The sequence below is a fragment of the Gluconobacter wancherniae NBRC 103581 genome, assembly GCF_007988885.1.
GTDB classification, from domain to species: Bacteria; Pseudomonadota; Alphaproteobacteria; order Acetobacterales; family Acetobacteraceae; genus Gluconobacter; species Gluconobacter wancherniae.
In genome coordinates, this window is the sequence record NZ_BJUZ01000001.1 from 1,160,960 (window position 1) to 1,179,238 (window position 18,279).

The 18,279-nt window shown below is 53.3% G+C and carries 19 protein-coding genes and 1 tRNA gene; 8 read left to right on the plus strand and 12 right to left on the minus strand.

Translation table 11 applies throughout. The features are described 5' to 3' along the window. From GWA01_RS05380 to GWA01_RS05390, 3 genes are all read right to left on the minus strand, one after another. Positions 1–294, minus strand: coding sequence for a type II toxin-antitoxin system death-on-curing family toxin (locus GWA01_RS05380; RefSeq protein WP_306416090.1), 294 nt, complete (start codon positions 292–294; stop codon positions 1–3). 103 nt (positions 295–397) lie between these two features. Beyond that, a complete protein-coding gene (locus GWA01_RS05385; RefSeq protein WP_146794739.1) occupies positions 398–625 on the minus strand; it encodes an AbrB/MazE/SpoVT family DNA-binding domain-containing protein in 228 nt (75 codons plus the stop codon). Positions 626–727: 102 nt separating this feature from the next. Then, positions 728–1,246, minus strand: a complete 519-nt coding sequence (locus GWA01_RS05390; RefSeq protein ID WP_146794740.1) for a helix-turn-helix domain-containing protein — start codon at positions 1,244–1,246, stop codon at positions 728–730. Positions 1,247–2,121: 875 nt separating this feature from the next. Between GWA01_RS05390 and GWA01_RS05395 the strand changes: the two genes are divergently transcribed. Beyond that, complete coding sequence (locus GWA01_RS05395) at positions 2,122–2,304, plus strand: hypothetical protein (protein WP_146794742.1); 183 nt, start codon at positions 2,122–2,124, stop codon at positions 2,302–2,304. Between the two features lie 180 nt (positions 2,305–2,484). Here GWA01_RS05395 and GWA01_RS05400 read toward each other — a convergent pair whose 3' ends face one another. The 4 genes from GWA01_RS05400 to ruvX form a co-directional block, all read right to left on the minus strand. Then, positions 2,485–2,739: a hypothetical protein gene (locus GWA01_RS05400; protein WP_146794744.1), complete on the minus strand. Its 255-nt coding sequence runs from the start codon at positions 2,737–2,739 to the stop codon at positions 2,485–2,487. 57 nt (positions 2,740–2,796) lie between these two features. Continuing rightward, the gene (locus GWA01_RS05405; RefSeq protein ID WP_146794746.1) at positions 2,797–3,072 is read right to left on the minus strand and encodes a SelT/SelW/SelH family protein; all 276 of its coding nucleotides are present in this window, start codon (positions 3,070–3,072) and stop codon (positions 2,797–2,799) included. 44 nt (positions 3,073–3,116) lie between these two features. Next, positions 3,117–3,362, minus strand: a complete 246-nt coding sequence (locus tag GWA01_RS05410) for a hypothetical protein (protein ID WP_146794748.1) — start codon at positions 3,360–3,362, stop codon at positions 3,117–3,119. Between the two features lie 108 nt (positions 3,363–3,470). After that, complete coding sequence (gene ruvX / locus GWA01_RS05415; protein WP_146794750.1) at positions 3,471–3,953, minus strand: Holliday junction resolvase RuvX; 483 nt, start codon at positions 3,951–3,953, stop codon at positions 3,471–3,473. A gap of 69 nt (positions 3,954–4,022) precedes the next feature. Here ruvX and gatC point away from each other — a divergent pair, with 69 nt between their 5' ends. From gatC to rsgA, 7 genes are all read left to right on the plus strand, one after another. After that, a complete protein-coding gene (gatC, locus tag GWA01_RS05420) occupies positions 4,023–4,310 on the plus strand; it encodes an Asp-tRNA(Asn)/Glu-tRNA(Gln) amidotransferase subunit GatC (protein ID WP_146794752.1) in 288 nt (95 codons plus the stop codon). After that, positions 4,310–5,800 (plus strand): Asp-tRNA(Asn)/Glu-tRNA(Gln) amidotransferase subunit GatA, encoded by a 1,491-nt coding sequence (gatA, locus tag GWA01_RS05425; protein ID WP_146794754.1) that lies wholly within the window; start codon positions 4,310–4,312, stop codon positions 5,798–5,800. The genes gatC and gatA overlap by 1 nt, the downstream gene beginning before the upstream one ends. Further along, positions 5,797–7,254, plus strand: coding sequence for an Asp-tRNA(Asn)/Glu-tRNA(Gln) amidotransferase subunit GatB (gene gatB, locus GWA01_RS05430; protein WP_146794756.1), 1,458 nt, complete (start codon positions 5,797–5,799; stop codon positions 7,252–7,254). The genes gatA and gatB overlap by 4 nt, the downstream gene beginning before the upstream one ends. A 95-nt stretch (positions 7,255–7,349) precedes the next feature. Beyond that, positions 7,350–7,442: transfer RNA gene (locus GWA01_RS05435), tRNA-Ser, on the plus strand. A gap of 635 nt (positions 7,443–8,077) precedes the next feature. Beyond that, complete coding sequence (locus GWA01_RS05440) at positions 8,078–9,043, plus strand: DMT family transporter (protein WP_228118367.1); 966 nt, start codon at positions 8,078–8,080, stop codon at positions 9,041–9,043. 271 nt (positions 9,044–9,314) lie between these two features. Next, entirely contained in the window at positions 9,315–10,595 is a 1,281-nt protein-coding gene (locus GWA01_RS05445; RefSeq protein ID WP_146794759.1) for a DEAD/DEAH box helicase, read from the plus strand. Between the two features lie 227 nt (positions 10,596–10,822). Next, positions 10,823–11,974, plus strand: coding sequence for a ribosome small subunit-dependent GTPase A (rsgA, locus tag GWA01_RS05450; protein WP_146794761.1), 1,152 nt, complete (start codon positions 10,823–10,825; stop codon positions 11,972–11,974). Between the two features lie 39 nt (positions 11,975–12,013). On the opposite strand, the gene GWA01_RS05455 is transcribed toward rsgA, so the two are convergent. The 5 genes from GWA01_RS05455 to GWA01_RS05475 form a co-directional block, all read right to left on the minus strand. Continuing rightward, positions 12,014–12,745, minus strand: a complete 732-nt coding sequence (locus GWA01_RS05455; RefSeq protein WP_228118368.1) for a transglycosylase SLT domain-containing protein — start codon at positions 12,743–12,745, stop codon at positions 12,014–12,016. Positions 12,746–12,818: 73 nt separating this feature from the next. Further along, positions 12,819–14,600 carry an aminopeptidase P family protein gene (locus GWA01_RS05460; RefSeq protein ID WP_146794764.1) on the minus strand — a complete coding sequence of 594 codons (1,782 nt, stop codon included), beginning with the start codon at positions 14,598–14,600 and terminating at the stop codon, positions 12,819–12,821. Next, positions 14,597–15,127: a GNAT family N-acetyltransferase gene (locus GWA01_RS05465; RefSeq protein ID WP_146794765.1), complete on the minus strand. Its 531-nt coding sequence runs from the start codon at positions 15,125–15,127 to the stop codon at positions 14,597–14,599. The genes GWA01_RS05460 and GWA01_RS05465 overlap by 4 nt, the downstream gene beginning before the upstream one ends. Before the next feature lie 4 nt (positions 15,128–15,131). Beyond that, positions 15,132–16,037 (minus strand): 50S ribosomal protein L11 methyltransferase, encoded by a 906-nt coding sequence (locus tag GWA01_RS05470; protein WP_146795565.1) that lies wholly within the window; start codon positions 16,035–16,037, stop codon positions 15,132–15,134. Continuing rightward, positions 16,037–18,259, minus strand: coding sequence for an ATP-dependent helicase (locus tag GWA01_RS05475; protein WP_146794766.1), 2,223 nt, complete (start codon positions 18,257–18,259; stop codon positions 16,037–16,039). The genes GWA01_RS05470 and GWA01_RS05475 overlap by 1 nt, the downstream gene beginning before the upstream one ends. Positions 18,260–18,279: the final 20 nt, after the last annotated feature.

Here is an 18,279-nt window from a genome sequence, read left to right on the forward strand (position 1 = left end):
TCAGGGAACGCCGCCGGAGCCATATCGCAAACGCCTCTTCCTGCATTGTATTCTGCCAGAGGCAAGTGCCACCATGGCCTCGACCGCGTCCGGGGCGCTGACCTGCACACGCGTTCCATTCAGCCGAAGGGAAAGAACGCAGCAACTCCAGGTTGTCTGCTTGTTGGCATCATTGAAGGGATGATTACGCGCAATGCCACAAGCGTAGGCAACCGCCAGAGTCGCGATGTCCGGCTTCGGCGCTTCGACATAGTGCCAACGGTTTTCTGCGCGGCCCAACGCGCTATGCAGCAAATCTTCGCTTTTGAGAGGCCGTGGGTTCCGCCGTATTCCCTCAGAGCCTGCTCATGCATGAACAGCACTACATCAAGCTCCAGAAACTCAGGCGCATCGTCCATCAGCGCTTAGCCAGTTCCTGCAAAACGTCTGCCTGCTCACGCAGTATCTCACGCGCCATCTGCATCTGACGATCAAGTTTGAGATTGCGCTTCACGAGCTTGATGCCATCGTCCATTTCGACCAGCGTGAGTTCCTGCCCGACTTCCAGACCAAGACGGATACGTGTTTCCGCCGGAAGGGTAACACCAACAGAATTACCCTGTTTGCGAACGACGACGGTTTCCATGAGCTTAGCTCCGTATTACGTTACGTAATACGGAGCAGGGCTACGTCAAAGGTGACAAGCCCCAAAAGCCCTTTAGCAGTGCTGCTCAGACAGAATTGCGGGTCAGGTAGTTTCCCAACTTTTGATGATTTCCACCCACTCGCTGGGTGAAAGCTGGCTTGGACCGTGCGGTTCCGGATATCGAGGCCCTGAAAGCAGTCGTTTCTCTTTAATATGTATATCTATAGACGCCTTCTGCGCCATTCTGTCACTTAGAACCCTCACACCACGGAAAATGGCGCGGGCCATATGTTTTCCTGCTGCGCGAACCTGCTCAGCGACCTTGATAAGTAGCCTGTAGGTATTGCTGGTTCTTACCCATCGCCCCTCAACCCGCTTGCGCCGGTGAGTTCGCTCGATCAGTCCCAGTTCATAGCCTCTTTCAAGCGCCCGGATGACCGTTCGCACGGAATACCGGCAAGCCCGAGCGATTGCATCGTGGCTCGGATAGAGCCCATCCGCCCCCAGGAAGGTGGCGAGCGTCATGAGCACTGACTTTTCGGATGGCTTCAGCTTGTGCTCAAAATAGAGGCTCAGAACCTGCTTGCGGAAAGCCGTCTTGACGGAAGCATGGCGACTCATCGCTCCGCACTCCCGTTCGAAACCAGAACACTGTGAAAAAAACTTGCCTGAAAGGTCCGGAGATCCGTGACAACAGAGTCAGTTTCTAGTACGCTGCTCGCACGCATTGCACGATTTTTCCTTGATCGTGCGTGCCGTTTTTGAACGTGTTTGACTCTGTAAGTCTCTGATTTCGTTGGGGTCAGCCGGTTTTGACATGGTAGGGGTCACAGGTTCAATCCCTGTTGCGCCCACCATTCGGTCCGGAGAAAAATTCCTTAAAATCAAAATTTTAGATACGTCTTTTTAAGAAAGATCTTTTTCTCATAACCAGAAGATTGTTCATAATTCACGCTCAATCTTTAATGCACTGGCCTCAGTGGCCCGGATAAATCTTTTTTCAAGCCTCCTGAATTTAAGCCTCACCTAAACTCTGTATGAGCTTCCATAGAGGCGAACATGCCAGATCCAAAACCCTACTGGTTTTGGTTGCTTCTGTGTGATTCCATCTCTCACCTTGTAATGAGGGAATGGTATGAAGCGGCAAGGTTTCGTTGATGTTAAAAAACGACTTTTCTGATCGATAGAGCTTGGCGACCAACTCGAAGCCTTTTCTCAGGGTGCGGTTTTCTAAATCTTCCGCCCCGATCTGGAAAAGGCACTTGCCTATTCAGGCGGCAACACGATGGAAGCACAGGCTCCACTGAAGACGCAGCAGCTGTTGTCAGTCTGATATGACAGGTGGAATCAGGGCGAATTTTCGCACCCTGAGAGCTTCCAAAAAAAATATCAGGAAACTTTATCGACCGCGCAAGAATCGCCTGAGACTTGCGCCATACATTTTTTAGGTTCAAATTTACATTTACGGAGATACATAAATTTAGAAAGTTAATGAGATGAACAAGAAACGCCTGATATGGATTGTTCTTTCCGGCGCGTTGATGACGCTTTTCTTTCTGACAGCCTGCATGACCACGACGATGGATGCAGCAGGTCACGTCCATGCAAACATCTTTTGGATGGCCGGATTTGTTATTTTCTCACTGGTGCATATCTACTGCACATGCATGTCTCGATAACGTTGAGCCCTATGCATGGCTTTATCACGTACGGCCTCTGAATGAAGGCAACCACCTATCTAAGCGCACTTAATGAGGAACTGTGTCAGAAGAATTGTTATGAAAAATCATTAATAATGGATACGAAAAAAAATCCATGCATCAAAACGATGATGCATGGAGAAAAGAATAAATTACAAATTATTCTTTATCTTCTTCCTCAACGTCTTCGAAATCTTCATCTTCTTCGTCATCATAGATAACTTCTTCAACGACGATCAGAAGGGTGTCATCACTGCGCAGCCCCTCGGCGGTCGCCTGCGCATCTTTTTCGTGCTCGTAGAGTTCTGCGTCACCAGGATCAGCAACCCACTCTTCGGTCACATTCCAAAATTCGTCTTCGCCATTCTCTAGCTCACGACGGATCAGATAGCCTGCGATTTCTTCGTCTGTCATGGTCATACTCCTTCTGCACGGAGGTGATGCGCATTTGGAGGGCGTGTCAATCGCGATCTATCGGTCCGAGTGCCCAAGATCGCGCTCCGGTTCGATAATATCCCGAACACGCTGCTTCAGTTCCTTGGCACCGGGAAAACCACCATCCGCTTTACGCTCCCAGATCAAAGTATCATTAACGTGGATTTCAAAGCATCCACCTGTATCCGGAACGAGTGCAACCTCTCCAAGAGACTGACCAAAAGTCGAGAGTAGTTCCTGAGCCAGCCAGGCGGAACGCAAAAGCCAGTTGCACTGGGTGCAATACCGTATGGAGATGCGGGGAAAATTCATTGTTATAGTGATCTCGCACAAAATATCCGTAAAGAACGTAGCCTTTACATGCCCTCAGGCATCAACCCAGGAGAAATACCGCCAAGCTGGTTTCCACCCGAACCCATCCCCGCACTCATGGACATCTGGCCATGAATCTTGTGAAGATTAGGTGACTGACGCGACGACGACTGATCATTATCGACACCCTTCACAGGCCGCAGGAGCGCGGAGCGGCTGTTATCCGCAGGCTGATGGGAACATCCGCCTGCAAAAACAAAGAACGCCGCAATCATAAAATAACGGTTCATGACGGTGGTCCTTTGAAGCTCAAGACTCCTGCACCCTGAACCTTCACATACGAAGAAAACAGACCAACACTGTAAACATTCAAGGCACTCTGTAACCAAAGCACTCAATCAGAACTTCGTGGCGCTCTCATTTCTCGTTGCGTCCAGCCAGCCCTGAAGCATGTAAGAGGCGGCCATCTTGTCCACCACTTCCGCACGGCGACCCCGAGTCATGTCTGCATCCTGAATCAGAAAGCGGTTGACGGCACTGGAGGAGAGGCGCTCGTCCCACATGCACGCAGGCAGATCGAGACGTTCAGACAACGCTTCCGCCCAGTCCGAAGCTGATCTGGCCGCAGGCCCGAAAGACCCATCCAGCGATAATGGCAACCCCACAACGAGGCCACCAATCTGCTCACGCCCCATGATGCGCGCGATATCCGCAACATTTTCTCCTAGTTTCCGACGCTTAAGCCCGATCAGCGGCGATGCCAGCATGAGGGAAACATCAGACAGGGCAACACCGATTGTCTTTGAGCCGGGGTCAATGCCAAGCACGCGATAACCGGACTTGAGAGCATTACGAAGGTCATGTGGATTGAACAGGGGCATAGCCCGGCGTTATGATCCCACTGAGGGCCGAAAGGCCACCATATATTTGCTCTTTTCTCAGGAATGTTCATGTCGCTCGACGCGAAGACGGTCACGCGCATTGCCAGACTGGCCAGAATTGGCCTGGCCCCGGAGGAGGTTAATGCCCTCCGTCAGGATATGGGATCAATCATCGACTGGGTTGAACAACTCAACGAGGTCGATGTCACCGATGTCCCGCCGATGATTGGCACCGGACTGGCAAAGCCTCGCCTGCGGGAAGACTGCGTCACAGACGGCAACCGCCGCGACGATGTCCTCTCCAATGCTCCGGACCGTGAGGGTCCGTTCTACACTGTTCCCAAGGTGGTTGAATAATGTCCGGGATTCACGATTTTACACTTGCTTCCGCCCGGGACGCCCTTAAAGCGCGCAAGATTTCAGCCGTCGAGCTGACGAATGCATATATTGATGCAATCGAACGCCTTGATGGACGCCTGAACAGCTTCATTACCCGCACCCCAGACCTTGCCCGCGAATCTGCCAAAGCTGCTGATGCAGCTCTTGCAAAGGGTGAGGGGGGAAAGCTGTGTGGTATTCCACTCGGTATCAAAGACCTGTTCTGCACCAGGGGTGTCCGTACAACGGCTGCCAGCAAGATTATCGGAAATTTCGTCCCTCCATATGAAAGCACGGTGACCTCGAACCTGCTCCGTGATGGTGCGGTTTTCCTCGGCAAACTGAACCTTGATGAATTTGCAATGGGTTCGGCCAACCTGACATCGGCTTTCGGCCCAGTCGAAAACCCATGGAAGCGTAAGGGCTCTGACGCCAAGCTTGTTCCCGGAGGCTCTTCCGGGGGATCTGCGGCGGCAGTAGCGGCTGGACTTGTTCTGGGAGCGACCGGTACGGACACTGGCGGCTCCATTCGTCAGCCTGCTGCTTTCACGGGCATTGCTGGCGTGAAACCGACCTATGGCCGCTGCTCTCGCTTCGGAACAATTGCTTTCGCAAGCTCCCTTGATCAGGCTGGCCCCATGGCCCGAAACCTTCGGGACTGCGCGATCATGCTGGAATCCATGGCAGGATTCGATGCGCGTGATTCAACAAGCGTCGATACACCCGTACCCAATTACGAAGCTGCCTTGAGCCGCGGCGTGAAGGGCCTTCGGGTTGGTATTCCGCGTGAATATCATGCTGATGGCATGCCTGCAGAAATCGAAGCACTCTGGCAGCAGGGCATTGACTGGCTGCGCGCAGCAGGGGCGGAGATTGTCGATATTTCCCTGCCACATACCAAATATGGTCTGCCAACTTACTACATTGCAGCTCTCGCAGAGGCCTCTTCCAACCTTGCGCGTTATGATGGCGTACGCTTTGGCGAACGCGTCAATCACGGTGGATCGCTGGACGAGTTGTACGAAGCCACACGCGCTGCAGGCTTTGGCGACGAAGTGAAGCGCCGGATCCTGATTGGCACGCATGTCCTCTCATCCGGATATTATGACGCCTATTATCTGCGCGCGCAGAAAGTCCGCACATTGATCCAGCGCGATTTCCTGAATGCCTACGAGAACGTAGACGTTATCCTGACACCAACGGCCCCATCAGGTGCTTTTGCTCAGGACGAAAAGCCTACAGATCCCGTGCAGATGTACCTCAACGACATCTTTACAGTTCCCGCAAGCATGGCTGGCGTACCGGCACTTTCAGTTCCGGCAGGGCTGGACGCACATGGCGTACCTCTTGGCCTGCAACTGATCGGCAAGTTCTTTGACGAAGAGACGCTTCTCGCAGCCGGTCACGTGATTGAGCAGGCAGCATCCTTCAACCATAGACCTACGATCCACGCAGGAGTGTCGGCATGAGCTATCGTATCACCGGCAACACTGGCGAGTGGGAAATCGTTGTTGGGCTTGAAGTCCACGCACAGGTCGTCAGCAAGGCTAAGCTGTTTTCCGGAGCATCCGCAGAGTATGGCGGTGAACCGAACACGCATGTCAGTACGATTGATGCGGGCTTCCCGGGCATGCTTCCGGTTCTAAATCAGGAATGCGTGGCACAGGCAGTGCGCACAGGTCTCGGCCTGAACGCACAGATCAACCTGTTCAGCCGTTTTGATCGTAAGAACTATTTTTATGCTGATCTGCCTACAGGCTATCAGATCAGCCAGTTCGCGCACCCTATTGTCGGCACTGGCAAGGTTATCGTTGATCTGGCCGACGGCAGCACCCGTGAAATCGGAGTGACACGCCTCCACCTTGAGCAGGATGCCGGAAAGTCGATCCACGATCAGGACCCTACACGCTCGTTCATTGACCTGAACCGTGCCGGTGTCTGCCTGATGGAGATCGTCAGCGAACCAGATATTCGATCACCGGAAGAAGCGGGCGCTTATGTGCGCAAGCTGCGCCAAATCCTACGCTATCTCGGGACATGTGACGGCAACATGGAAGAAGGTTCCATGCGTGCAGACGTCAACGTATCCGTCCGCAAACCGGGAGAAGATGGGTTCCGTACACGCTGCGAAATCAAGAACGTCAACTCGATCCGCTACGTGATGCAATGCATTGAGGTCGAGGCACAGCGTCAGGTTCAGATCTGGGAAGAGGGGGGCGAGGTCGATCAGGAAACACGCCTGTTTGATCACGTACGCAGCGAGACGCGCTCTCTCCGTAGCAAGGAAGACGCTCATGACTACCGCTATTTCCCTGACCCTGATCTACTACCACTGATCATTGAGCAGTCATGGGTCGATGAACTCAAAGCCGCACTTCCAGAACTACCGGAAGACAAACGTGATCGCCTTGAGCGTGAGTATGGCGTCACCCGCTACGAATCTGGCGTTCTGGTGGCCGAGCAGGCGATTGCGGATTTCTATGAAACAGTTGCCAAGGGTGCAGATGCCCGCCTGGCAACGAACTGGATGCTGGGTGACTTCTTCGCCGCCCTCAACCGTACGGGTCGTTCTATTGAAGACAGCCCGGTAAGTGCATCCTCTCTCCGTGAGCTTCTGGCACTGATCTCCGATTCCACGATCAACGGAAAGATCGCGAAGGAAGTTCTGGAAGATATGGTCGAAACTGGCGATTCGGCAGCGGCAATCGTGGAGCGCAAAGGGCTGCGCCAGGTTACAGACACTGGAGCCATCGAAACTGCGATCCGCGAGATCCTTGCGAACAACGCGGATAAAGTTTCGGAATTCAAATCCGGAAAAGACAAGCTCTTTGGCTTCTTCGTGGGACAGACGATGAAGGCCATGAAGGGTAAGGGCAATCCGGCGCTCGTCAATGAAATGCTCAAAAAGCTGCTTGCTGAGTAAGATAGACTAAAAAAATGCGCTTAGGGGGTTTGACCAACGCACGGTTCCCCCCTAAGAACGCTCCTGCAAACGCCGTGTAAACTGCGTTAAAATGCGGAGGGGTGGCCGAGAGGCTGAAGGCGGCGGTTTGCTAAACCGTTATAGGGGGTTGACCCCTATCGTGGGTTCGAATCCCATCCCCTCCGCCAGCACGCATTAAAAATAATCTATTGATGCAACGGCATCGCCGTTAATGTCTTTGCTGCACTGCGTGCTTTTGTCAGTTATGAAACTGGCGTGATAACTTCGATAAATAATTAAAGACCACAGCCTTTACCCGCAAAACAAACACTTATGACAATTCTAGTCACTGAGTGAAATTTGTTAAGTTTATTCAATGCGTAATACAAATTTGGAAAGTAATTATATTAAAATAAAGCCGGAAATACTACCACTCGACGAACCTGAGACGTCAGAGTAGATTTGGGGAATTGTCGGCCCCTGACCGACAAACTTTACCAAAAAAATATCAAATAAATCGACACCATGGAAATATTCTCTACATCACTCTAATAACGATATATGTATTAATCTTTTTTATATAACCATTCTAATGTTAATTAGATAAATTTTTATGTTATTATTCATTTTATCAGATATTTTTAAAATAAAAATCTCAAATCTCCTGAAATAGGTTTGAATTTCTATAGAAGCCCCCTTAAGAAGCCTCACCGAAATTACCGATGCCTCACTCAAATTTATGCACTTTCTCTTCGTCCAGAGGCTTCCAACGGTAATCCTTTAGCAAGCTTCTTCTCTCCTCCCATCAGAGTCCCAGCGTCTTATGGACACAAAAACCCTCTTCTCCGGAATGGCCTTGGCTTTCGGAGCTTATGCAGCGTTCGCGATCAGCGATGCCTTTTCCAAATTGCTCGACGGAAGTCTTGATCCTTTTGAGGTAGCATTTTTCGGAGGAGTTTTCGGTTGCCTCATTCTTCCCTTCATTCGCAAGCGGCATGAATCCTACTTGGACATCGTTCGTCCAAAATTTCGTGGAATGTGGCTATTGCGGGCCATGTGCGTCTTTGTCGCAACGGCCGCGAGTGTTGAAGCATTCATGTTGCTCTCGATGCCCGAAGCATTGTCGATAACATTTCTCATGCCGCTCTTCGTCACGATCCTTTCGGTCATCCTCCTCAAGGAAAAAGTAACAATCTGGGCCTGGCTAGCTGTGGCTCTTGGCTTTGCGGGCGTCCTCATTGTTTTGAGACCCGGAATGCGACCGCTCAATCTTGGCCATCTATGCGCATTTCTGGCGGCCTGTGCGAATGCGGGTAGTGTGATTGCCTATCGCCTCGCCAGTAAGGAAACCGTGAGATTATCGCTGTTCGGTTCAAGCCTGATGGGTGTGCTGGTGGGGAACGGGCTACTAATGATAGCTCACGCCAAATGGCCCGCTCATCCAAAAATCTGGATTTTCCTGTTTGGATATGGATTTCTGACCGCTCTTGGCCAGCTCTGCATGATGCTCGCAACAGCACGGGCTCCAGCAAACCGCGTAGCATTGCCGCAATATAGTCAGATGGCATGGGGCGTAGCGTTGAGCTACCTAGTGTTCAAACAGCCAATCGATCGATGGACTTTCATTGGCATCGCAGTTTTGACGGCATCAGGCCTGCTTAACTGGATCCGCCAGCGCATACGCTACGAAAAAATGGCCATGAAAGAGCGTCTTGAACGTCGAAAAGCGCGGAAGATCGCCCATCGAATTCTCAAGGGGACAAAGAAGAGCGCCTTATCCATGCGATAGGACCGTCTTTATTTCATCACACTGATGGCCTGACAAGGCACTCAGTCCACTCAAGGTCGCTTGGATTGGTGTTAGCGACCTTGAAGAGCGCTCAGCCCCTGATAAAGATGTAAGCACCAATGTAGAGAACACCATGAACAGCGCCCGTACCTTGAAACGCTGAGCGTTTTCGCGTTGACGCAGTATGGCATCCTCCATAAAAGTCCGCTTTCCATTTTTGCAGAGCCCTTCAAGGCGCAATTTTAGTAAGCGCTGGAGGCGCCTTGTGACCATGACAACAACTTTCGCTGATCTTTCTCTGGCACCCTCGCTTTTACAGGCACTCACTGAAGCGGGTTACGTCCAGCCGACCCCCATTCAGGCTCAATCGATACCTTTCCTGCTTGAAGGCCGCGATCTTCTGGGAATGGCACAGACCGGGACGGGCAAGACGGCGTCTTTTGCTCTCCCATTGCTACACCGCCTCACTACCACTCCGCGCCCTGCGCCCAAGGGAGGAGCCCGCGTTCTGGTTCTGGCACCGACACGTGAGCTGGTTTCGCAAATTGCAGATGGTTTTCAAAGCTTTGGTCGTCACCTTAACCTCAATGTGACGACTATCTTCGGAGGCGTCAGCCAGTTTCATCAGGTCAATGCCCTCAAGGACGGCGTGGATATCCTCGTTGCAGCACCCGGAAGACTTCTCGACCTGATCGAGCAGGGCCTCTGTGATCTATCGCAGCTTGAAGCCCTTGTTCTTGATGAGGCCGATCAGATGCTCGATATGGGGTTCGCCAAACCCATCGAGCGTATTGTTGCGACACTCCCGAAAGACCGCCACACAATCCTGTTCTCGGCTACAATGCCGAAATCCATTACAGCTCTGGTCGACAGTCTTCTTCGTGACCCGGCCAAAGTCGAAATTGCACCACCTTCAAGCACTGTTGACCGGATCGAACAGTCAGTCATGTTCCTGAATGCCGCCGATAAGAAAGCAGCACTTCTGGCGCAGCTGGAAACACCGGGCATGGGTCAGGCAGTGGTCTTCACGTTGCAGAAAAATATCGCCAACAAAGTTTGCGCCTTCATTACTGAAGCAGGCATTACAGCCGAGGCTCTACACGGCAACAAGTCGCAAGGACAGCGGGAGAGGGCGCTTAATGCGTTTCGCGATGGGACCGTTCAGGTGCTTGTCGCAACGGATATCGCAGCACGTGGCATTGACGTGGACACCGTCACCCATGTCTTCAACCACGATCTTCCAAGCCTTCCTGAAAGTTATGTCCACCGCATTGGCCGTACTGGCCGAGCTGGTCGCAGTGGCTTTGCTGTCACGCTATGCGACGCTGAACAGCGTGCATGGCTGCATGACGTCGAGCGAGAGATCGGCCGTAGCCTGACCGTTCACACAGATCATCAGTGGCACTCCGAAGACGCTCGTAACTCCACCATGCGCGCCCCGGTTCTGGGGGGCGGCCCAGCTAAAAAGATCAAACCTCAGAAAGTACGCGTGCGCAAAATCTGGACTGAGGAGGAAATCTTAGCCGCCAAAGCTGCTGCCAGAGCATCATGAGACAAGGGGCTGATTAAAAAACTAAGACCTTTATCTCTCGCATTACTTTAATTGAAGCTCTGATCCCTCTTTTACCAGAGGGATCAGAGCTTCAATCCAGATATACCTGCATATCAATTTATAAATATTTGTTTTTCATTCATAGAAAAAACGCATTTTCGAAATTTTCTTTTTTTGGGAGATCAATCCCTTCATTAACGACGAGAACAAAATAAGCTAATATCTTCATGTACCTGAGATCCGGTCCAAGTCAGATCTCTGGCCATGCAGACAAAAATCATTTCGCCTTGAAGGAAAATTTTCTGACCCTACTGACCTCTTATGGCTGGAACGAAGAGACAGCGTCAGCTTTCCAGGAATATGCCGGGAGTGAGATGCTTGTCGGTCGCGTCGTAGCGCAACAACGCGGCCTGCTGGGTGTCATCACGGAGACAGGTCTCCTTCAGGCAGATAGCGCGGGTCGACTGCTCCACACGTCAAATCCACTAGACAGGCCTGCGATAGGAGACTGGGTCGTCTGCTTGCCGCGTCTGGATGAGCAACGTGCAACCATTCATGCAGTGCTACCTCGAGCAACTTGCTTTGTCCGAAAGGAAGTGGGCAAGAGGACACAATTGCAGGTTATCGCCGCTAATATAGACGTCGCATATCTTGTTATGACTATGGGAAGCGATTTCAATCTTTCGCGCCTTGAACGTTATCTGGCTCTCACCAAAGAGAGCCGTGCCAAACCCGTCATTGTGCTGACCAAAGCAGATCTGTGCGATGATATTACGCCTATCGTGTCCGCAGTCAGAGACTGTGCTCCGTCAATCGATCTGCAAATTGTGTCTTCTCCAAAAGGACTTGGCCTTCAGGAAATAGCCTCTTATCTGGACGGGCACCGCACTGGTGTCATGGTGGGAAGTTCTGGTGCAGGTAAGTCCACCTTACTGAATGCCCTGCTTAAAACGGAGCATGCTGCCACCGGTGCTGTATCAGCTCATGGCGGGCAGGGGCGTCACACTACAACGCACCGAGAACTCGTCTGCCTTCCATCGGGCGGTCTGCTCATTGACACGCCGGGTATGCGGGAACTGGGCATGGTCAATGCCAGCGAGGGCCTTGCTGCGGCTTTCGGAGATTTTGCTCTTGAAGTTGAGGCTCTCGCCCAGGATTGTCGCTTCCGGAATTGCCAGCATGAATCGGAGCCTGGATGCGCTGTCCGCGCCGCTTGTGAGGACGGCAGGCTCGATGAACGACGTTGGAATAACTGGGTGAAGATGACCCGTGAAATCTCTTTGCAGCAGCAGAAGGGAGATCCTGCAATGCAACGGGAAGCTCGCCGTGAACAACTGCGCCTCAATCGCCTCTCACGAAAATCAAAAAGAAATACGTAACGTTAAGCAGACAATCATCACACCAAGCATAGAAAACTTCTACCTCTGCCATGCAAGCCTGACGGTAGCAGATCGGTATGAGTTCAGATCACGTCCCGAAATAACGTGGGGCAATCCAGAATTTCCGCTGCTAAAATTATGTCTGATGATACGTGCGGGCGCTGCGTAGCTGACTGCGTTTGGCGCAAATGGGCGGCTCGCATACCCTCCGCCAAACCCACTCGGGACCTGAACAACAGGCAGGGAGTATGGTGTGGCCGCAGAGGTGCCGTTCCATACAGCAAGAACGTGCCGTGCATAGTCCTCGCCCAGACCAGGCGTGAGAGAATGATAGGCTGCGACAGCGGCTGGCCACGCATGAGACTGCGAGAAAAGGCTTGTCAGAAACTGTGCCCCATAACGGGCATTGTTCATCGGATCAAAAGCTTCATCCAAGGAAGCAAAAGCGTCTGGATGATGATGGAGGTTAATTTGCATACACCCCACATCAATCGAGGTGATACCCTGAGCCTGAAATGCACGGGCAGCAATAATGGCTTCTTCCTTGCTATTATAAAAATAGCCTTGTCCCTGTGCATTGATCGTCCAGGGCCACGCACCAAAATGCCCGCTTAGAGGATCTCTGCGACCACTTTCCACATGACTGATTGAGACCAGAAGGCGCCCGGGAATTCCGCGCTGCTGCTCTGCAAGGGCAACGGCCTGCTCACATAACGCTTCCGGCTCTACAGCGCTTGCCACAGAAGTTACAGACGCCCCGACAAGCATCATCAAGAAGAATTTCCCGGTCATGACGCAATGTATGACCGGGAAAGATAAAGAAAGAGTTTATGCGCGACCCATCTTAATGTTTCAGGGGGGCACAGGCTTTTTCAAGCCAGCTCTGAACATCTGCATCCACATGGGGTGATACACGACGCTGAACTTCAGCGTGGTAGTCGTTAAGCCATTTGAGTTCGACCTCGTCCAACAGCTCTACATCAATCAGATTTCTATCGATTGGAGTAAAGCTCAGGACTTCAAATTCAAGAAATGGCTTTGCCGACCCGTGTATAGTGCTCTCCTTCACAAGCAGAAGGTTTTCAATTCGGATGCCATATTGGCCGAGCTCGTAGTACCCAGGCTCATTGGAGACAATCATTCCGGGCTGAAGCGCCGTCGGGCGGGGAGCCGGGGAAATATTCTGCGGTCCTTCATGAACGGACAGATAACTGCCAATTCCGTGGCCTGTACCATGATCGTAATCCAGCCCAGCTTCCCATAGAGCCGAGCGCGCAAGCGCGTCCAGACGGTAGCCTGGGGTACCAACAGGAAACCGCACGCGGGAAAGCGCAATGTTACCCTTAAGAACTCGTGTAAAAGCCTCACGGACGTGCTGAGGGGCCGGGTTCCTACCAACCCAGAGCGTCCGCGTAATGTCAGTCGTACCAAATGGATACTGACCACCACTATCAATCAGATAGACACTTCCATCTTCCAGAATACGGTCACGCCCAATTTCAGCACGATAATGCGGATAGGCACCGTTCGGTCCTACTGCAGAAATCGCATCGAAACTCTGCCCTCGATACTCCGCGGCAAGAGCGCGAACGCCATCGAGCCTGCTGACAAGATCGGTTTCATGCAGTCCCGTTCCGGATTTTTCTACAGATTGCAGGAAGCGGGCAAGCGCAACACCATCGAGAGCGTGGGCTCGTCTGGCTCCGTCCTGCTCGACACTGTTTTTGATGGCTTTTGGCAATGTGCAGAGATCGCCACCACAGGATACCTGTGCACCAGCATTTTCAAGCGTCGTGGAAAACCAGACGGGTGTCGTCGTCGGGTCAACACGTACGGATTTTCCGGAGAGTGCCGCAAGACGCGCTTCAAGCTCCGATGGGTGCCGGATGGAGACATCTTCGCCAAGGACACCCGAGACAAGAACTGGGACGCGAACCGGATCTACGAAAAGTTCAGCCTTTCCGCTTGCATGCAAAATACCGTAGCCATGCACGAGTGGCGTCATGGGCACATCACTGCCACGGATGTTGAGCAGCCAGGCAAGGGAGGTGCAATCAGCAATGATCATCGCGTCCTGAGCTGCCTGCTTCAAGGCAGAAGCCAGACGCGCCCGTTTGCTCGCGCTGCTCTCTCCAGCCAGATCATCTGGCTGAACCTGCACAGGTCCCGCAGGGGCGGCAGGACGATCACTCCAGGCGCTGTCGATCGGATTGATCGCCATGGGAACAAGCTCAACATTTGGAGCTTTCCAGGCATTAAGCATGGACTGACTGACAAGGCGGGGATCGTAACCGACTTTCTGGCCCTGAGCATGCGCGGAGAGCCAGTCTGATGCAGGCTCCAGAACAACGTGCCGTCGCTCCCACAGATCTGCCGGAACCTGTTCTTCCATCTGAACCGTGTAACGTCCATCGGAGAAAACGCAGGCCACAGCGGGCAGAATGATCGCCAGCCCGGCACTTCCCGTGAAACCCGTAAGCCATGCAAGGCGCTCGGAACAAGGGGCGACATATTCACCAAGATATTCATCGCCGCGCGGGATGATAAAGCCCGCAACACCGAGTGTGACGCATGCCTTGCGAACGAGAGCAGGGCGCTCATTCAGCGGAATGGAAGAGAGCTTCATGAATTGTCCTTTGCCGTTTCAGATTGCGGGTCGAGAGGGAGATACATGAGGTTGAGATCAAGCCAGCGGCCGGATTTTCGTCCAACCCGTGGCAACAGGCCGCCATCCAGAAAACCGGCTTTACGATGCATGGCAACCGAGGCCTCATTGCCAGCAGTGATGGCCGCAACCATCACCTGAAATCCACCAGATTGCGCCTGTGCAATCAGAGCCGAGAGCAGCTTCTGACCTATGCCGAGCCTTTGGGCCGCGGGCGCAACGTACACGGAATGTTCGATCGTTCTGGAATAGCCCTCATAGGCACGAAAATGCCCGTAAGAGCCAAACCCCAAGACGGACCCGGCACTATCGCACGCCACCAGTACCGGAAAGCCATCGGCCCGACGACTTTCAAACCAGTTCCTGCGCGCCTCCAGCGTAAAGGGGCTGTTGAGCCATATCGCGTCGGTATTTTCGATCGCGTGATTAGTGATTGCCAGAATGGAAGGCAGGTCTCCCAGATTGGCGTCACGGATCGAAATGACCATGATGTCAGCCGCGTTTACGGATGATAAGTGTTGCCCAGTCGCCTTCGCGTAGCATTCGCTCCAGCACAAGGCCCTGACGGCGATGGGCCGCCATCACCATGCGTGCCTGACTATAGAGCAAACCTGCCAGGATAGCCGTGCCATCCTGCGCAAGGTTGAGTGCCAAAGACTGCGCCATCCGACACAGCGGCCGCGCGAGGATGTTGGCAAATACCAGATCATATGGCGCTTTGGCACGCACAGTAGTGGTATTCCAACCATTTCCAAAACGACAATCCAGCATATTGCCCTGACCATTCAGCCGGGCATTGGATTTCGCCACCCGTACCGACCAGGGTTCGATATCAACCGCCAGAACAGGCCGATGGAGAAGCTTGGCAGCCGCCATAGCCAGAATGCCGGATCCGCAACCCATATCGAGAATTTTTTGCGGATTGCGGTACGCAACCATCTCCAGCGCGCGCAGGCATCCACGGGTTGAGCCATGCTCGCCAGACCCAAAGGCAATGCCTGCATCCAGCGTAATGGTCAGGCGCGAATTGTCCGGCGCTCCATGAAGATGCGTGCCACGAATGGCGAAACGCTTGCCGACATCCTGCTGGGGAAAGGCTTCATAAGTTCGCGCCAACCAACCCTCAGCCTCCGTTGGAGTACGGTGGAGTTCGGCATCACAACCGGTCACCAGACGCGCAAGAGTGAGAGCATTCTCCAGCTCTTCTTCCTTACGCCCGATGTCCTTTACGCCTTCGATACGCCAGTATTTCTGCTCATCATCAGCCTCGAAAATACCAACCGTCTCACAGACAGCCATCAGGACCTGCTCGAACAGCGGGACCAGCGGCTCTTCAACCGTGATGGAAAGGGTTTCAAGTGCACTGGCATGGCGCCTGCCAATGCTGCGGGGTGCCATCACGATCTGATCTCCACAAAACTCGCCATGACGCGCTTTACGCCGCCATTTTCAAAATTGACTTCAAGCCTATCGCCTTCAGCCCCCGTCACAACACCCTCACCGAATTTCGGATGAAAGACTGTTGCACCAACACCAATCGAAGGACCGGATTTCAGTGCCGTGACCTTTGGGCGAGGCGGGCGGAAACCGGATGGTCGGCTACTGGTCAGCGGCCCCGTAGCGAACATGGAAGGCGCAGCAGAGGCATGCCTGCGATTTTCGCTGGTTTGCCCACTGACCTCCACATATTCGGCGGGGATTTCTTCGATGAACCTACTCGGCATCGAGGCCTGCCAGTTGGCGTAGATGCGGCGGCTTGCAGCATGAAGGACGATCGCGCGCTTACGGGCGCGTGTAAGGCCGACATATGCCAACCTGCGTTCTTCCTCAAGCGCGCGGTTTCCTCCTTCGTCCAGTGAGCGCTGGGAGGGAAAAACGCCTTCCTCCCAACCCGGCAGGAAGACGGTGTCAAACTCCAGCCCCTTTGAGCCATGCAGTGTCATCAGGCTGACTTTGTCTTCGGACGTGTCGCCTTCCATGTCCATGACAAGTGCCACATGTTCCAGAAACTCGGGCAAAGTGCCAAATTCGCCAATCGCGCGCAGCAGTTCACGGATGTTGTCCAGACGACCCGGTGCTTCAACCGATCGGTCATCGCGCCACATCTGCAGATAGCCGCTGTCTTCCAACAACTGCTCTACCGCAACGACATGCCCCTCGGTTTCCACAACCGCAAAAGCACGGTCAAATGCGTCCATTAGGCCTGCGAGTGCTTCCCGAGACTTTCCCTTTAAAGCGCCACCAGAAAGCTGCGAACGTACAGCCGCTGTCAGAGGCCCATTCAGAGAACGTGCCTGCACATGGAGTTTCTGCACGGCCACAGCGCCCACGCCTCGCTTGGGTACATTGACGATGCGCTCAAACGCCAGATCATCCGATCCCTGCGCGAGGACCCGCATATACGCGAGACAGTCGCGTATTTCAGAACGCTCATAGAACCTCTGCCCACCGACAATCCGGTAAGGAAGGCCCATCATCATCAAGCGCTCTTCAAACGGCCGCGTCTGAAATCCGGCGCGCATAAGGATGGCGATTTCAGAAAGGGCATGCCCGTTCCCACGGAGACGTTCGACCGCACTGGCAACAACGCGAGCTTCCTCATCCGAATCGCGAACGCCAATGATCTGGACCCGCTCTCCCTCAGCATCATCGCGGCCGGGACGAAGGGTTTTGCCCAAACGCCCATCGTTATGCGCGATAAGTCCTGCGGCAGCGGCGAGGATCTGAACAGTAGAGCGGTAATTCCGCTCAAGGCGTACGACCTGAGCGCCGGGAAAATCTTTCTCAAAGCGAAGAATATTTTCCACCTCAGCACCACGCCAGGAATAAATCGACTGATCGTCGTCTCCCACGCACGCGATGTTGGATGGACCACTTTCCCGCTTTGCCAAAAGCCTCAGCCAGAGATACTGGATGGTGTTCGTATCCTGATATTCGTCCACCAGAATGTAGCGAAAAATACGGTGGTACTGAGCGAGTACATTGGGCTGTGTCCGTAAAATTTCGGTCACATGCAGCATCAGATCACCGAAATCACAGGTATTCAGCGCTGTAAGGCGTTCCTGATAAGCTCGGTAAATTGCAAGGGCGTGCCCATTTGCAAAATCGCTGTCTTCGGCAGAAGTCACCCGGTCTGGCGTAAGGCCCCGGTCTTTCCAACGCTGAATGACACCCAACAACTGATTGGGGGGCCAGCGCTTGGTGTCAATTCGCCACGGCTCCATCACCTGCTTGAGGAGGCGAAGCTGGTCATCCGTGTCGAGAATGGTGAATCCGCTATTGAGCCCTACATATTCGGCATGCCGGCGCAGCATTCGCGCGCAGATGGCATGAAATGTGCCAAGCCACAGACCTTCCGCAGGCTCCCCCAGAATAGCCCCGACACGCTCACGCATTTCACGCGCAGCTTTATTGGTGAATGTCACCGCCAGTATCTGGCTCGGGTATGCGCGCCCCGTCAGCAGAAGATGGGCAAATCGCGTGGTCAGGACGCGTGTCTTTCCCGTTCCGGCTCCGGCAAGAATCAGAAGAGGGCCCTCGGTAATTTCGATGGCACGTCTCTGTTCCGGGTTGAGGCGGACGAGATAGTCGGGAGTGGGGATCAGAGGGTCTTGCGGCACACTCCCGATATAGAGTGAGA

What these genes read in the sequence shown, in the direction of transcription:
- GWA01_RS05385 (WP_146794739.1), bottom strand. Translation starts at nt 625, where the DNA reads ATGGAAACCGTCGTCGTTCGCAAACAGGGTAATTCTGTTGGTGTTACC.
- GWA01_RS05390 (WP_146794740.1), bottom strand. Translation starts at nt 1,246, where the DNA reads ATGAGTCGCCATGCTTCCGTCAAGACGGCTTTCCGCAAGCAGGTTCTG.
- GWA01_RS05395 (WP_146794742.1), top strand. Translation starts at nt 2,122, where the DNA reads ATGAACAAGAAACGCCTGATATGGATTGTTCTTTCCGGCGCGTTGATG.
- GWA01_RS05400 (WP_146794744.1), bottom strand. Translation starts at nt 2,739, where the DNA reads ATGACAGACGAAGAAATCGCAGGCTATCTGATCCGTCGTGAGCTAGAG.
- GWA01_RS05405 (WP_146794746.1), bottom strand. Translation starts at nt 3,072, where the DNA reads ATGAATTTTCCCCGCATCTCCATACGGTATTGCACCCAGTGCAACTGG.
- GWA01_RS05410 (WP_146794748.1), bottom strand. Translation starts at nt 3,362, where the DNA reads ATGAACCGTTATTTTATGATTGCGGCGTTCTTTGTTTTTGCAGGCGGA.
- ruvX (WP_146794750.1), bottom strand. Translation starts at nt 3,953, where the DNA reads ATGCCCCTGTTCAATCCACATGACCTTCGTAATGCTCTCAAGTCCGGT.
- gatC (WP_146794752.1), top strand. Translation starts at nt 4,023, where the DNA reads ATGTCGCTCGACGCGAAGACGGTCACGCGCATTGCCAGACTGGCCAGA.
- gatA (WP_146794754.1), top strand. Translation starts at nt 4,310, where the DNA reads ATGTCCGGGATTCACGATTTTACACTTGCTTCCGCCCGGGACGCCCTT.
- gatB (WP_146794756.1), top strand. Translation starts at nt 5,797, where the DNA reads ATGAGCTATCGTATCACCGGCAACACTGGCGAGTGGGAAATCGTTGTT.
- GWA01_RS05440 (WP_228118367.1), top strand. Translation starts at nt 8,078, where the DNA reads ATGGACACAAAAACCCTCTTCTCCGGAATGGCCTTGGCTTTCGGAGCT.
- GWA01_RS05445 (WP_146794759.1), top strand. Translation starts at nt 9,315, where the DNA reads ATGACAACAACTTTCGCTGATCTTTCTCTGGCACCCTCGCTTTTACAG.
- rsgA (WP_146794761.1), top strand. Translation starts at nt 10,823, where the DNA reads ATGTACCTGAGATCCGGTCCAAGTCAGATCTCTGGCCATGCAGACAAA.
- GWA01_RS05455 (WP_228118368.1), bottom strand. Translation starts at nt 12,745, where the DNA reads ATGATGCTTGTCGGGGCGTCTGTAACTTCTGTGGCAAGCGCTGTAGAG.
- GWA01_RS05460 (WP_146794764.1), bottom strand. Translation starts at nt 14,600, where the DNA reads ATGAAGCTCTCTTCCATTCCGCTGAATGAGCGCCCTGCTCTCGTTCGC.
- GWA01_RS05465 (WP_146794765.1), bottom strand. Translation starts at nt 15,127, where the DNA reads ATGGTCATTTCGATCCGTGACGCCAATCTGGGAGACCTGCCTTCCATT.
- GWA01_RS05470 (WP_146795565.1), bottom strand. Translation starts at nt 16,037, where the DNA reads ATGGCACCCCGCAGCATTGGCAGGCGCCATGCCAGTGCACTTGAAACC.